At 39.7% G+C, this 14,047-nt stretch carries 12 protein-coding genes; 6 read left to right on the top strand and 6 right to left on the bottom strand.

Features of this window, described 5'->3' with window-relative positions:
• Positions 1-27: 27 nt before the first annotated feature.
• From murG to BM130_RS06045, 6 genes are all read left to right on the top strand, one after another.
• On the top strand, positions 28-1,143 hold the full coding sequence (murG, locus tag BM130_RS06070; RefSeq protein WP_010528354.1) for an undecaprenyldiphospho-muramoylpentapeptide beta-N-acetylglucosaminyltransferase: 1,116 nt from the start codon (positions 28-30) through the stop codon (positions 1,141-1,143).
• 388 nt (positions 1,144-1,531) lie between these two features.
• Positions 1,532-2,935: a UDP-N-acetylmuramate--L-alanine ligase gene (gene murC, locus BM130_RS06065; RefSeq protein WP_010528353.1), complete on the top strand. Its 1,404-nt coding sequence runs from the start codon at positions 1,532-1,534 to the stop codon at positions 2,933-2,935.
• A 44-nt stretch (positions 2,936-2,979) separates the two neighbouring features.
• On the top strand, positions 2,980-3,717 hold the full coding sequence (locus BM130_RS06060; protein ID WP_010528352.1) for a cell division protein FtsQ/DivIB: 738 nt from the start codon (positions 2,980-2,982) through the stop codon (positions 3,715-3,717).
• A complete protein-coding gene (ftsA, locus tag BM130_RS06055) occupies positions 3,714-5,069 on the top strand; it encodes a cell division protein FtsA (RefSeq protein ID WP_010528351.1) in 1,356 nt (451 codons plus the stop codon). The genes BM130_RS06060 and ftsA overlap by 4 nt, the downstream gene beginning before the upstream one ends.
• A 27-nt stretch (positions 5,070-5,096) precedes the next feature.
• A complete protein-coding gene (ftsZ, locus tag BM130_RS06050; protein ID WP_010528350.1) occupies positions 5,097-6,602 on the top strand; it encodes a cell division protein FtsZ in 1,506 nt (501 codons plus the stop codon).
• 44 nt (positions 6,603-6,646) lie between these two features.
• Positions 6,647-7,099, top strand: coding sequence for a GatB/YqeY domain-containing protein (locus BM130_RS06045; protein ID WP_010528349.1), 453 nt, complete (start codon positions 6,647-6,649; stop codon positions 7,097-7,099).
• 18 nt (positions 7,100-7,117) lie between these two features.
• Here the strand turns inward: BM130_RS06045 and BM130_RS06040 are convergent, their stop codons facing one another.
• The 6 genes from BM130_RS06040 to BM130_RS06015 form a co-directional block, all read right to left on the bottom strand.
• Entirely contained in the window at positions 7,118-7,405 is a 288-nt protein-coding gene (locus BM130_RS06040; RefSeq protein ID WP_010528348.1) for a hypothetical protein, read from the bottom strand.
• Between the two features lie 90 nt (positions 7,406-7,495).
• Positions 7,496-8,179 (bottom strand): (Fe-S)-binding protein, encoded by a 684-nt coding sequence (locus BM130_RS06035; protein ID WP_010528347.1) that lies wholly within the window; start codon positions 8,177-8,179, stop codon positions 7,496-7,498.
• Positions 8,180-8,206: 27 nt separating this feature from the next.
• Positions 8,207-8,908 (bottom strand): GTP-binding protein, encoded by a 702-nt coding sequence (locus BM130_RS06030; RefSeq protein WP_010528346.1) that lies wholly within the window; start codon positions 8,906-8,908, stop codon positions 8,207-8,209.
• 13 nt (positions 8,909-8,921) lie between these two features.
• Positions 8,922-9,746: an ATP-binding cassette domain-containing protein gene (locus BM130_RS06025; RefSeq protein ID WP_010528345.1), complete on the bottom strand. Its 825-nt coding sequence runs from the start codon at positions 9,744-9,746 to the stop codon at positions 8,922-8,924.
• A 482-nt stretch (positions 9,747-10,228) separates the two neighbouring features.
• Positions 10,229-12,322: a peptidylprolyl isomerase gene (locus BM130_RS06020; RefSeq protein WP_010528343.1), complete on the bottom strand. Its 2,094-nt coding sequence runs from the start codon at positions 12,320-12,322 to the stop codon at positions 10,229-10,231.
• A 122-nt stretch (positions 12,323-12,444) separates the two neighbouring features.
• Complete coding sequence (locus BM130_RS06015) at positions 12,445-13,707, bottom strand: hemolysin family protein (RefSeq protein ID WP_010528342.1); 1,263 nt, start codon at positions 13,705-13,707, stop codon at positions 12,445-12,447.
• Positions 13,708-14,047: the final 340 nt, after the last annotated feature.

The following is a 14,047-nucleotide window of genomic DNA, read 5'->3' as shown; positions in this document are numbered from 1 at the left end:
TAACTCAATTTTTTGATAAAGAATTAGATGAATCAACAACTTAAAATAATTATAAGTGGAGGCGGAACAGGAGGCCATGTGTTTCCTGCCATTGCTATTGCAGATGCTATAAAGAAACGGAATCCTTTGGCTGAAATATTGTTTGTTGGAGCATTGGGACGTATGGAGATGGAAAAGGTTCCCGAAACCGGCTATCGTATTGAGGGATTGCCGGTGGCAGGTTTTCAACGTCGTTTAACCTTCAAAAATGTTACCTTCTTTTATAAATTGGCAGTAAGTATAATTAGAGCCAGAAAGATTGTTCGTTCCTTTAAGCCTCATGTAGCGGTGGGCGTGGGTGGTTATGCCAGTGGCCCGGTATTAAGAGCTGCGGCAGCCCTGGGCGTTCCAACTCTTATACAAGAGCAGAACAGCTATCCGGGTATTACCAATAAGATTTTGGCAACCAAAGCCAAATGTATTTGTGTGGCTTATCCGGAAATGGAACGATTTTTTCCGGCAGACCGGTTGGTAATGACGGGTAATCCGGTGAGAGAGCGGCTGTTGATGCCGGTTAATAGAGATGAGGCTTTTGAACGGTTAGGACTCGATGCTCAGAAAAAAACTATTTTGGTTATTGGAGGTTCGTTGGGTGCGGCAAGCATCAATCAAGGTGTTTTGGCAAAACTGGATGAATTAATAAAAGTTCAGGATGTACAGGTACTTTGGCAATGCGGAAAATATTATTATGATGATTTAAATCGGCAATTACAAAAATACAATGCTCAAAATATTAAACTTGAGCCTTTTATTTCAAACATGGAATTGGCCTTTTCTGCTGCCGATGTTGTTATATCACGGGCAGGAGCAGGTTCCATCAGTGAACTCTCTTTGTTAGGGAAAGCATCCATACTGGTACCATCACCCAATGTTGCGGAGGACCATCAGACCAAAAATGCCATGTCGCTGGTTAAAGAGGGTGCTGCTTTACTGGTGCCCGATAAAGAGACCTCAGAACGGTTGGTCACCGAGGCACTCTCTTTATTGGATGATGAAAACAGAAGAAAACAATTGGAAGAAAGAATTAAACAGTTTGCCTTTCCTGATGCGGCAGATAAAATAGCTGCTGAGGTAGAAAAAATTGTGGAATTAAATAAAAAATGAAACGACCATGATGACTTTGGTGAAATGGTCGGTATACTATTGAAATAAATCACGGTTTAATTGACCAAATCGATTAAATAAATTAGAATGAAACGAGCATGGCGACTTTTGCCACAAAAGGACATGTATAAAAAGCCCAAGGCAGAAGTGCACAGGCAGAAGGCAGAAGAAGTCATTAGTGATTAGTTAATTAGTCCTTAGTCTTGATTTTCTAATGACTAACCACTAATGACTAATTTTAAGAAACAATATATCAATGAAGTAAGTGAATTTTATACGGATAAAACGAGCATGACCAAGAAAATTTGTCACAATAAGAGCATGTATAAACTTTAGGTCATGCGAGTTCCATTCGGCCAATGAGTTAAATAAATTATATACGAATGAAATGAGGTTGTTTGAAACATATCATAGTGTCTATTTTATTGGGATTGGCGGTATTGGAATGAGTGCTTTGGCGCGGTTCTTTAATACTACCGGACATTCGGTTGCCGGATATGACCGGGTTGAAAGTCGAATTACCAGGGCGTTAACAAGTGAAGGAATTAAAGTAACCCTGGATGAGCGTGTTGAAGCTATTCCAGACGAGTTTAAAAATCCTACCGGCACACTGGTGGTTTATACCCCGGCCGTTCCGGAATATCATCCTCAGCTTCAGTGGTTTCAAAATGATGGTTTTGAAGTGTTGAAGCGGTCAAAGGTTTTGGGTATGATTACCGAAGATATGTATTCCGTTTGTGTAGCCGGGACGCATGGTAAGACGACCATCTCGACGCTTACAGCCTTTTTACTTTATCATAGCCATGTTGGTGTAAATGCTTTTTTGGGTGGAATAGCCAAAAATTTTGATACCAATTTTCTTGGAAATATTGAATCGCCAGTAGTGGTTGTGGAAGCCGATGAGTTTGATCGTTCTTTTTGGCAGCTTAGTCCTTCAATTGGGCTTATTTCATCCATGGATGCCGATCATTTAGATGTATACGGAACCGCAGCCGAGATGCGTAAGGGGTTTGCCGGATTTGCTAATCGAATAAAACCGGGAGGAAAATTGCTGGTAAAATCGGGTCTCCCCTTGCCGAAGGATATCGATACCGGTGTAAAAATGTTTTCTTATTCCATTGCCGGGGAGTCGGACTTTGCTGCTGTTAATGTGCAAGAATACAACGGCTTCTATTGTTTTGATTTGCGTACGCCGGATGGCCTGTTTAAAGGATTTAAAATGGGAATACCGGGAATGGTAAATGTGGAGAATGCCGTTGCCGCCTTATCGCTGGCGATGATGTGTGGTGCTCGATACGAGGAGTTAGTAAAAGCCTTGCCGCAATTTAAAGGTATTGCTCGTCGATTTGAGGTTTTTATTAATGATGACCGATTGGTTTATATCGATGATTACGCCCACCATCCTCAGGAGATTAGGGCCACATTGAATAGTGTTCATTCTTTGTGGAAGGGGAGAAAAGTTACGGGTGTTTTTCAGCCACATCTTTATTCACGAACGCGTGATTTTGCGGGAGAATTTGCCAAAGCTTTAGACGAAGGGTTAGATCATATTGTTTTATTACCCATTTATCCGGCGCGGGAAGAGCCAATTCCCGATATTTCGAGCGAGACGATAGCTCATTTTATTAAGGGTGATAAATGTAGAGTGATGCAAAAAGAGGAGCTGATACCTTTTTTGAATCATTTGCAACCTGAAGTGCTAATAACAATGGGTGCTGGCGACATCGACAGGTTGGTGCCCGATATTTGTGAATGGGGTCATAACTATTGCAAAACCAAACAAAGATTGTAAATTTTGTTTGATTTTTGACTTAGAACGGAAATTTGATTATTAATATGCTATTGAGGCAGATAAAAAATAGTTTACTTTGGGGTTTGTTGGTTCTTTATTTCCCTGTGATGTTGGGGTTTGTTGAGAACCATCAAAATAAGGTGGTTTGTTCCGAAGTGGAGGTTAATATTCTTGATAGTTTAAAATATCGGTTTGTTCGGACCAATGAAATTAAGAATGCCATTATTGCCAAATTTGACCAGGTTTTGGGTGTGCCCATTAATGAGTTAAAACTGAACAAGATAGAGGCATTTGTTGAGAAACACCCTGCAGTTGCTAATTGCGAAGTTTACAATACCATAGAAGGTAAGCTTAAAATAGACCTGCTTCAGCACAATCCGCTTTTCAGGGTTTTCGAGAATGATCGTTCTTACTATATTGATGAAGATGGTAATGAGATGCCGCTATTCGACCATTACGCAGCAAGGGTTATGGTTGTAAGCGGGAATCTAGAGGGACAAATGGACCATTTAATATATCTTGCACGTCGTTTTAGGGAAGATTCGTTTTGGTTAGCCCAAATTGAGCAGGTTTATATAAAGAAAAACGGAGATTATGTGTTGGTTCCCCGTGTTGGTGACCATCTTATTCTTTTCGGACCACCCGAAAGAATTGATGAAAAGCTAAGGAATCTGAAGGCACTGTATAAATATGGCCTATCGCCCAGAGAATGGAACGAATATCATGTGATTAATTTGAAATATAAAGGACAAATACTTTGCTCGAAAAACAGAAATATATGAGTCAGGAATTAAATTTAATCTCAGCCATCGATATAGGCTCTACAAAAGTAGTTGCGGTGGTTGGCCGCAAGCATCCTAGCGGATTGCTGGAAGTGTTGGGAATTGAAAAAGTGCCCTGCACAGGAGTCAAAAGGGGCGCGGTGTTGAATATTGAGGAGACGGCCAGGTCCATACAGCAAGCGGTGTTAGCCCTCGAAGATAGGCTTGGTATTAAACTGAGCGAGGTGTATGCAAGTATTACGGGTCAACATATTCGGACCATGGGAAACCGTTCCTACAGGTTTATTAAGGGAGGAAGCGTTATCAGTACTTTTGATGTGGAACAGCTTTTACAAGATAGTTATCGTATTGTTCTTGAACCGGATGAAAAGATTCTACATGTTATTCCTCAGGATTATATTGTAGATCATGAGAGTGGTATCAAAAAATCGCCGGAGGGATATTCGGGACAAAAAATTGAAGGAAACTTTCATGTGGTAATTGGTAGAAGTACTACGATTAAAAATCTGGAAAAATGTATTGAAAGGGCGGGTCTTCGACTTAATGGGTTAATATTGTCCTCCCTTGCATCTTCTGACTCCGTATTGTCTGATGAGGAGAAAGAAGCCGGTGTTGTTATGGTTGATATAGGAGGGGGTACTACAGACCTTGCCTTGTTTCATGATGGGATATTGCGCTATACAGCGGTCATACCCTTCGGTGGTAATGTAATAACGAGTGATATAAAAGAAGGATGTGCCATTTTGTATAAACAGGCTGAGGCCTTAAAAACACGTTTTGGCTCAGCTTTGGGAACTCTGGCACGGGAAGATGCTTTGGTAACCATACCCGGAATTCCCGGCTGGGAGCCAAAGGAAATTTCCTTTAAAAGCCTGGCATGTATCATCCAGGCCAGAATGGAAGAGATTATTGAGCTTATTATTCATCATATGGAACGTTCGGGCTTTTATGATAAACTGGGCGCCGGTATTGTGTTGACAGGCGGTGGGGCTAGACTTAATCATTTATCGGAGCTTACAAAGCTGAAAACCGGTTTGGATGTAAGAATTGGTAATTCATCCAGAGCTTTTTCTACCGAAGAAAAGGATGCGCTTAACGACCCATCGCTTGTTACAGCGATTGGTTTAATGATGTCGGCTGGTAAATATCCCGGTAGCACTATCGTTACTCGAGAACAGGTGCTTTTTGAAGATATGCCACCCGAAGAGACCACAGGAAAAAAGAAAAAATCATCCGGAAATAAATCTAAGAAATCCAAAAAATCGAAAAAAACGGAGTTTACAGGTGACCTCTTCGAAAAGATTCAACGCAATTTTGCCAGTATCTTTGACGAACGAGATACCGAAATGTAATCCTGCTCCAATAAAAAGGAGGTAACTATGATTGATGATCTGATGAATTTTGATATACCTGATAATCCCGAATCTATAATCAAAGTAGTAGGTGTTGGTGGTGGTGGAAGTAATGCGGTAAACTACATGTATGGTTTGGGTATTAAGGATGTGACCTTTGTGGTTTGTAATACCGATGCGCAGGCCCTGGCCAATAGTCCTGTGCCGCTTAAAATACAATTGGGCGCATCCCTGACCGAAGGTCGCGGAGCCGGCAATAAACCTCTGAAAGGACGAGAGGCAGCCATTGAAAGCCTTGAATCGGTAAATAAAGTGTTGGAAGATAACACCAAGATGGTTTTTATTACTGCCGGAATGGGTGGAGGTACCGGAACCGGTGCCGCCCCTGAAATTGCCAAAGCCGCCAAAGAAATGGGAATCCTGACTGTTGGTATTGTTACCATACCATTTAAGTTTGAGGGATGGGTTCGAATTGAACAGGCGCTTAACGGCATTGCCGAAATGGAAAAACATGTTGACTCTCTATTGATAATTAATAATGAGAAGCTCCGTGAGATGTACGGCGATTTAAAGTTGAGTAATGCTTTTTCGCGCGCCGATAATGTTTTGGCTACTGCTGCCAAGGGCATTGCCGAAATAATAACTGTGCATGGGTATATCAATGTTGACTTTGCCGATGTGGAAACGGTGATGAAAAATAGTGGGGTCGCTCTGATGGGATCTGCCAGTGCCGGAGGTGAAGATCGGGCCATCGATGCCATTCAGGCCGCCCTGGAATCACCATTGCTCAATAATAATGATATTAGAGGTGCAAAGAATATTTTACTAAATATTACTTCCGGTACCGATGAAATAACGATGGATGAGGTTGGTATTATTACCGATTATCTACAGGATCGTGTGGGTGATTCGGCTTCCATTATCTGGGGGTCGGGGACCGATGAGCGTCTGAATGATGAAGTGGGAGTTACCATTATCGCTACCGGTTTTGCTTCAAGTCATATTATCAATAAACAGCCGAAAGTGGCTCAAAAAAAGGTGACTCGGTTTACTATGGATGAAAACGGGAATGTTAGTGATGAGCCCGAACAGGCTGTGGCTGAAGAACCCTCTGAAGATGAAAATGCCAGAGTGTTTAATTTCGATGATATTGACAATGATAAAGAACGTCAGATAGAGCAGTTATATGGCGAAAATACCAACTCTTCCAATAAGGTTGATGCCACCGATTCCGACGACCTTTTTTCCTGGGCTTTAGATACCAATAAAAATAATGTTGAGCCACTGTTTCAATATGGTTCGGCTGCTGCGTTAACCCCTGAAGAGTTGAATGATGAAAAACTTATTGATGAGATGGAAAATATTCCGGCCTATAAACGACGGAATGTATCGATTGATGATAACAGTGCCCGTCAAAAAGGAAAAGGAAGTAAAAATCCTGACCGGAAGGTTTCCCGTTTTACTCTTTCGGGTGGCAAAGGAAATCCTCGAATTAGCGATAATAACCCTTATTTGCATGATAATGTGGATTAACCCAATTTGCCGGTAAAAAATGTTTAACTAACGATTTTTTATATATGAGCTTGATTGATAAAATTTCTGAGGAAATTAAAAACGCCATGAAGGCGAAGAATAAGCTTAAATTAGAAGCTTTAAGGAGTATTAAGAAAGAATTGCTCGAAGCACGTACAGCTGCCAATTCGGGAGGAGAAATTTCTGAAGAAGAGGAAATTAAGATTTTACAACGAATGGTGAAACAACGAAAAGATTCGGCCAATATCTACTCGGCACAGGGAAGAGCCGACCTCTATGATAATGAGATGGCCGAAGCTGAAATAATTGCCCAATTCCTTCCGGAACAACTAAGTCCAGAAGCGCTGGAGGAAGAACTGAAAAAAATTATTGAAGAGGTAGGTGCTGAATCAATGAAAGATATGGGAAAGGTTATGGGTGCCGCTACCAAAAAATTGGCAGGTAAAGCCGATGGAAAAGATATTTCAGATACTGTCAAGCGGCTTTTGACTCAATAACGATAGGGTTTTACCAATTTATATGGTAGAACCGGTCAGATTTTCATCGCCCCAGACTCTCACATCCTGGGGTGAAAAGGTGAGTTTCAGGAATTCTTTCCCGCAGGTTAACGACATCCGCATGCGTTGAGATGCAATAAGCGAAGGTTCGGTATCTTTAGAAATCAATTCACGATTACCGGTGCGAATTTCGAAGCGTGGACGATAGTGGGCAGCTACACTTATCTGAGCAAATGCTTTATTAAAAGGAAAAGCAAAGCATATCAGGAACAAAGAAAACCGGATTGCTGAAAATAATTTAGTCATATTTCAACTTTTTTATTTTCAGCAAAAGTGGGTCTGTCTGAAGTTCTAAAAAACAGGCTTTTCACCTAATTTTACCTTACGTGAAAAAACTTATTTATATGATATGTAAGGGTTGTCGGAATTTGTATCCGGCATTCCCCATACTTTCAGATCGATAATTTCAATTCTTACCTTTTCTTTTTCTAGTTGGACAACTACACCACTATGAACTTTTTGCATCATGCAATGATGTGGAAGAAAACGTATAGTTTCGCCAACTTTTAATGTTTTACCTTCGTATCTGCCCTGAAATGCAAGTACCATACAAATGCCAACATCTATAACTGCATTGTTTTCGAAATTTCGATCATTATCCGGGCCTTTAATTGCCACTGTGATGAGGGAGTGTTGGATATCAATTATTTTGGCGATGTGTGTTATCGGGCAACCCAACGGGCGATATTTTATGATATCTCCTGCTTTCAGTTCGATTGTGCAAAAGGGTAAAAGGGTTTCCCGACAGCTTTTTTCGTTTTTAAGAGGTTTAAGGAAAATGTCTGCCTTGTAATTATCAATAACCCCGGCAATGATATTATGGTTGTTATTTTGAATTTGTTTTTGAATGAGTTTCTCAATGGAGGTTTTATTGGCTGCGAACCCCGGACGCGTTAGTACGGGACAAGTGCGTAGTTCTTTTTTTCCGTTGATTAAAGATAAGGCAAAATCTTCACATTGGCTGCATCCGCACTTTCCACAGTTAAACCCGGGCAAAAGAGCTGATATTTTTTTTTGCATAAGTATTTGTATTACTTTTTTGGTTTGCTATTCACCGATATATTTCTGGAAACCATTCATATTTCTGAGTAATCCACGATGGTATTTTTTGCTTACACGTTGTTCGCCAACACATAGTGTACAGACAGAGAAAGGCGCATTGTGTCTGAGCCTTTCTCTGTCTGTTACTTTTTTATCGAATGCTATGATGTGCTTTGCAAGTTCAGCTGCACCCTGTCCATTAAGGCCATTGATATCTAAAATTTTGCATACAGGATTGGCTTCAAGTATTTTTTCCCTGAATATTTCGCGTTCGGCTTGCGAAATCATGTCGCCTTTTGTGACAACCACAATATCGGCACAACTCAGGAAGGGCCCTGTTTTACCGGGGTTGTTAGGCCCACTTGTAGAATCAATGACACAAATGCCAAGACAATTGTCTGTGTAAGGTGCACATCGGTGACATAAACCGGCTGTTTCCATAATTAGTGTATCGGCACTGTTCTTGTCAGCAAATTTTATCATTTCATCCAGATTATAAATTGAGAAATGATCAGGGCACATATCACGAGACAGACCGGTTAGGACTGGTATATTTAAAGTAGCAAATCGTTTATCATCGTCAGTGGCAAGACAGTCTACTTTTACAACGGCAGGTTTTGTGATTGTTCCTTTCAGTATTTTTATCGTGTTGATCAATATAGATGTTTTACCTGCACCTGGTGTTCCGGCAATAATTACTAGCTTCATATGATAGGATTATTTAATGATGGATCAATGTTGCCATTTTGTTATTGACAGTTGGCTTGAGAAATATCTGGTTGATGTCTTTTTCCTCAATATGTTGTCCATTCCGTATCATTTCTCTTAATTTAAGCATGGTTTGATCTACCTTGCTTAGTTGAGAAGAAATTGTTTTTTCTTCCGGAGATGCATCAATAACGGCTGTCATTCCCCCGTTTTTCATGATTATTCTTTTTTGTGCACTAAGAGCCATGACCGGGTCATGAGTGACAATGAGTATGATTTTGTTATATCCGGAAAGCAGTTCCAGAGCTTCGTGTTTTTTGATACCTGCATTTTCGATTTCATCGATCAACACAATGGGTGATTCACTAATTACTGCTACATCAGCTACCATCAGGGCACGTGTTTGACCACCGCTTAAAATGGTAAGATTATCTTTGGGTTTTATTGGTTCACCGGTTAACTGGTTAGCCATGTAGATAATTTTATCGATGTTTTTCATGCTTTTTCCCCGGCATTGCGCATGCAGTAGAAGAAAATCCTTGACATTCATGTCGGCCAGAAAGTTCATGTTTTGAGACAGCTGAGCCACCAATTTTTGTCTGGGGTTGTTACGCAGTTCAGACGAAGGGATTTCTCCGTTAATTAATATCTGGCGGCGTGTAGAACTGTCCTTTTGTGATAATTGCTCTATATCGGCAATTAGCTGACTTTTCCCGCTTCCGGTGGGGCCTACAATGCCGATAATCTCACCTTGTGCAATATCGAAGCATTTAATATTTTCATGCTTTCCCGATTTATCAATACCGCCAATAATCTTAATGTTTCTGATTTGCTCCATAGTTTGTGGTTATTGATTATATGGCAAAATTGGAGCATATCTGTTTTAAAGAAAACAGTCTTAAATCGTAATTTTGGATTACGTTTTAAAACTTATGGAAGGAAAAGAGTATACGTAGTTGTAAAAATAAATATCTGGTAATAAGCATTTTGTATTAAGATTGAGATGAGTCATAACGCATTTCCTGTTTGGCCAAATTGACAAGTTCTTCTACTTTGTGCCGTGTTGTGGTATGCCCTATTGTTTTTACTACTTTATACTTGCCTCGGACTTTCTGTATTCCTTGTAAAGAAAGGCTTCCGGAAGCGTTACTTTTCTTTCCGACAAACAAAGAAATAACTTTGGAACACCCAAATTTAAAAATCACAATTGACTTACAGATTGTTACGAAGGTGTCCCGGAAAAGTGCGGAAAACAGGAAAAAGGCTGCCTTTTTGGACAGCCTCTTTTATACTATGAAAGTTTTAACCTTAATTGATATGTTAATAAAAATTTGATCGGTTATCTATGATTTCTGCTTTTTCACGAATTTCAGGAAGTAATTGATAGCTGATTTTTTGAAATAAAGAGCTTTTAAGTTGATTTTTAATTAACTCTGTGTCAACTTCGGTTTCTTTTTTATTCGTAACCTCAACCATGTAAACTCCATTGTTCCCAGCTACCGGTTCTGAAATTTCATTAACAGGCGAGTAAAGAGCCAACCCAACCAATGCCGGTTCGGTTCCTGCCCCTGTAACCTGGAAGGTATTAAAGGTAACATCTGTGGCTGAGTGCAATTCACCTTCTAATGCATTAGCGATTTCTTCTAAGGAACTTTGACTAGCTTTTTGTTCCTTAAATTGTTTTATCAGGATTTCTTTTTTCTTTTCATTCATTAATTGTCGTTCAATTCTATTTCGTACCGCATCAAGAGGCATGTAACCCTCTTCAGTGATATTGGAAAGAACTGCAATAACAAATTGATCACCAAATTCAAAAATAGGTGAAAGTTCTCCTATGTCTGCTTTAAAAGCCCACTTAACCAATTCGCGGGGTGATTCCAGATTCCCTACAAAACGGTCATTTTTTTGCAGATTCCGGCCATACTTTTTTGTCAGGTTTTGCTCTTCAATGGCTTGATTGAATTTTTCGACGGTGTTATTCAGAGCTGCAAAGCGCGTTGCTCGTGAATAAACATCCTGATATGTTTTTGAGCTGTAAGTTACTTCGCGTCCTAAAGTCGCAAGTTGATATTTGGTTGTAGCTCTTCCCTTATCTATAATATGAATGATGTGCCATCCGAAGTTGGTTTCGACCTTTACGATATCTCCTTTTTTCCCGAAAAAGCAGGCATCGTTAAATGGTTGCACCATTTGTCCTTGTCTAAACCATCCCAATTCGCCACCGTTAATAGCAGAACCGGGATCTTCAGAATATTGGCGTGCCAGCTCAGCGAAGTCAGCACCGTTTTTCAAGAGATTCATTAAACTATCGGCGAGTTGTTCCGCTTCATCCGGATTTTGGGGATTGTTGCGTAATAAAATGTGTCGAGCCCTTACGGAATCGGGCAATTGAGCAACATCCACTAATCGGGTTAATTTATAGGTATTGTTTTCAAAATAAGGTCCGTAAACATCTCCTTCGGAAGCAGAAGTAACAAAATCACGAATTTCGGGTTCTAGTGCTTCCGGTTTAAAATAGTTGGAATTGAAAGGAATATCGGAGTTGAATTTGACAAATTGAACCGGATCAATGTCAGGCGAGCTGAAGTCTTTTTTCATATCCAGAACCGTTTGTCTGGTATTTTCCCGATCCTCATCGGTTGGTTCTACATCGAAGGTAATATACTCGATATCGCGACTGGCGGTTTGTTTAAAGGTTTCTTTATGGTCGTTGTAATATGCTTTTATTTCTTTTTCGGTAACAGAAACTTGATCGTCGGGTACCGAGGTTAAACGTTTAATTACGAAATTGAAATCAACCGATTGTGACCGAGCTTTGGCTTCGCTGTTAATCCATTGATTAGTAACATACAACCCTTTCTGGAAGAGGGTGGAATATTTTTCGTACAATCGTTCATTTATAAGTTGATCTTCCACAAAATTCCAGTAGAAATTAGCTGTGGGGTCATACTGTTTCGACTTTAAAAAACGAATAACCTGCTGCTTGTCAAAAATGCCGGTCTGAGGATTAGTGAATAATTGCTGAATCATTGGATGTGCCTGAGGCCCTGTAACCATATCCAGTAATTCGGCCGGAGAAACACTAATGCCAACCGCTTCATATTTGGCATTTAAAAGTATTTCATTGACCATTTGGTTCCAGGCCTGATCTCTTAAGCGGTTTATCATTTCCGCGTCCAGCGATGATTGACCAGAGTTTAGCTTGGCGTATTCTTCCATTTCTGACACCCTGGACTGAAACTCCTGGATAGAAATTGACTGCCCTTCTATTTCAGCTACCATCATTTGTGATCTTCTGAAGATGGAACTTCCTGAACTTAAAAGGTCTGTCAATATAAAGGCTAATAAGGCGAGGCCGATTAGGACGGCTACAAGTACTCCTCCTTTACTTCTGATTCTCTCTAAAGTTGCCATTCGAATTCAAATTAATTTTGTTTTTAAAAATCAGGTCACGAATATACAAAAAAAAGGACAATCTCTTTTCTTGTCGGATTAGGTGGTTATATTTTTATAATGGATACAAATAAATGTTTAAGCTATTCTTCCTGTTTTATGAGTTTAACTACTTCAATTTTAGATTTGCTCGCTTCCAGGATTTGAAACTCAAAGGGAGGAATGTGGATTTTTTCTCCTTCTTTGGGGATCGACTCATTGTAGCTTAAAATCATGCCGGCTAAGGTTTCATAATCATCCGCTACTGGCAGACCCAGTTGGTATTTTTCGTTGAGATAGTCAATTTCAAGTCGTCCCGAAAATTTATATGAATGTGCATCTATTTGCTGTTCTTCCAGGTCTGAGACATCATGTTCATCATTAATTTCGCCGAAAATTTCTTCCAGAATATCTTCCAGTGTGATAATTCCGGCTGTTCCTCCAAATTCGTCGACCACCAGAGCAATACTCCGATGTTCTTTGGTAAAGAGTTCCAAAAGTTTATTGGCGGTCATGGTCTCCGGAACTATACTGATTGGATTAATTATATTTCTGAGTTTTTTGGGGTTCTTAAACAATTCTGATACATGAACATATCCTATTATATTGTCAATGTTTTCTTTGTAAACCAAAATTTTGGAATGCCCGCTTTCTATAAATTTTTGTCGAATTGTTTCAATAGAGTCTTCTATGTCTACTGCCTGGAGGTCGGTGCGGGGAACAGTACATTCCCGTACTTTTAGTGATGAGAAGTCCATGGCATTTTTAAGCAATTTGACCTCTTGCGGGATTTGCTCATCATTTTGGGCATTCTCATTGTGTTCGGCTAAAAGATTATCGAAATCTAGTCGTCCGATGACCAGGTCTTCCGTTCTGGTGTGGTTTTCGGGGTTGCTGATCTTCCGTATTAAAAAGTTGGATATCCCATGGGTTATTTTAGATATGGGATAGAATAATCCGTAAAAAATAGCCAGTGGAATACCAAAAATGTTGAGTGTGAAAATGGGATTGATTCGGAAGATAATTTTAGGTAAAAATTCGGCGGTTACAAGTATTATGAGCGTTGAAAATAGGGTTTGAAAGAGTAGTATGGAAAAGTCGGAACTAAGATACCTGGCAATAAACGGCTCAAACAGGCGGGAGGTGTATATCCCGTAAATTACTAAGGCAATATTATTGCCGATTAGTATGGTGGTAATAAACATTCCTGGTTTGCGGAGGAATATATCAATAATTTTGGCCAGATAAGGATTCTTTTTCCGGTTTAATTCAATAAGCAATTTGTTTGCAGACAGAAAAGCCATTTCGCTGCCGGAAAAAAAAGCGGATACTAATATGGTAACAATAATTACAGGTAAATTTTCCATTGTTCTTTTTGCAGACAACTTCTTTGTTGCGCCAAATTAATAAAATCTATGCAATCTTGTTTGTTTATTTTTTGAATGAATCGGTAAGAATTAATTTTTTTCTGACTTATTCCTTGTATCATTTGAAGTCTTTTCCGGGAAATTTGTAAGCAAAATAAGCAGACCTGCTAAAAGATTTGTCTGTGGAAATGATGGTTTGTCATTAACATTATTGCGATAGGTAGTTGCTGGTTTTGTGATGTGTAAGAAACTTTTACTGCCTTGATTTTTAGTCTTAAATATAGCCTGTAAGTTATAGAATAAAGGTATTAAAGACGATTCATTAATATCATTTAAGCAG

This window comes from Thermophagus xiamenensis, assembly GCF_900112795.1.
In the GTDB taxonomy this organism is placed as follows: Bacteria; Bacteroidota; Bacteroidia; order Bacteroidales; family Marinilabiliaceae; genus Thermophagus; species Thermophagus xiamenensis.
This window is presented reverse-complemented; position numbering and strand designations above follow the sequence as displayed.

Excerpts from the sequence above, each read along its gene's own strand:
- murG (WP_010528354.1), top strand. The coding sequence starts at position 28 with ATGAATCAACAACTTAAAATAATTATAAGTGGAGGCGGAACAGGAGGC.
- murC (WP_010528353.1), top strand. The coding sequence starts at position 1,532 with ATGAGGTTGTTTGAAACATATCATAGTGTCTATTTTATTGGGATTGGC.
- BM130_RS06060 (WP_010528352.1), top strand. The coding sequence starts at position 2,980 with ATGCTATTGAGGCAGATAAAAAATAGTTTACTTTGGGGTTTGTTGGTT.
- ftsA (WP_010528351.1), top strand. The coding sequence starts at position 3,714 with ATGAGTCAGGAATTAAATTTAATCTCAGCCATCGATATAGGCTCTACA.
- ftsZ (WP_010528350.1), top strand. The coding sequence starts at position 5,097 with ATGATTGATGATCTGATGAATTTTGATATACCTGATAATCCCGAATCT.
- BM130_RS06045 (WP_010528349.1), top strand. The coding sequence starts at position 6,647 with ATGAGCTTGATTGATAAAATTTCTGAGGAAATTAAAAACGCCATGAAG.
- BM130_RS06040 (WP_010528348.1), bottom strand. The coding sequence starts at position 7,405 with ATGACTAAATTATTTTCAGCAATCCGGTTTTCTTTGTTCCTGATATGC.
- BM130_RS06035 (WP_010528347.1), bottom strand. The coding sequence starts at position 8,179 with ATGCAAAAAAAAATATCAGCTCTTTTGCCCGGGTTTAACTGTGGAAAG.
- BM130_RS06030 (WP_010528346.1), bottom strand. The coding sequence starts at position 8,908 with ATGAAGCTAGTAATTATTGCCGGAACACCAGGTGCAGGTAAAACATCT.
- BM130_RS06025 (WP_010528345.1), bottom strand. The coding sequence starts at position 9,746 with ATGGAGCAAATCAGAAACATTAAGATTATTGGCGGTATTGATAAATCG.
- BM130_RS06020 (WP_010528343.1), bottom strand. The coding sequence starts at position 12,322 with ATGGCAACTTTAGAGAGAATCAGAAGTAAAGGAGGAGTACTTGTAGCC.
- BM130_RS06015 (WP_010528342.1), bottom strand. The coding sequence starts at position 13,707 with ATGGAAAATTTACCTGTAATTATTGTTACCATATTAGTATCCGCTTTT.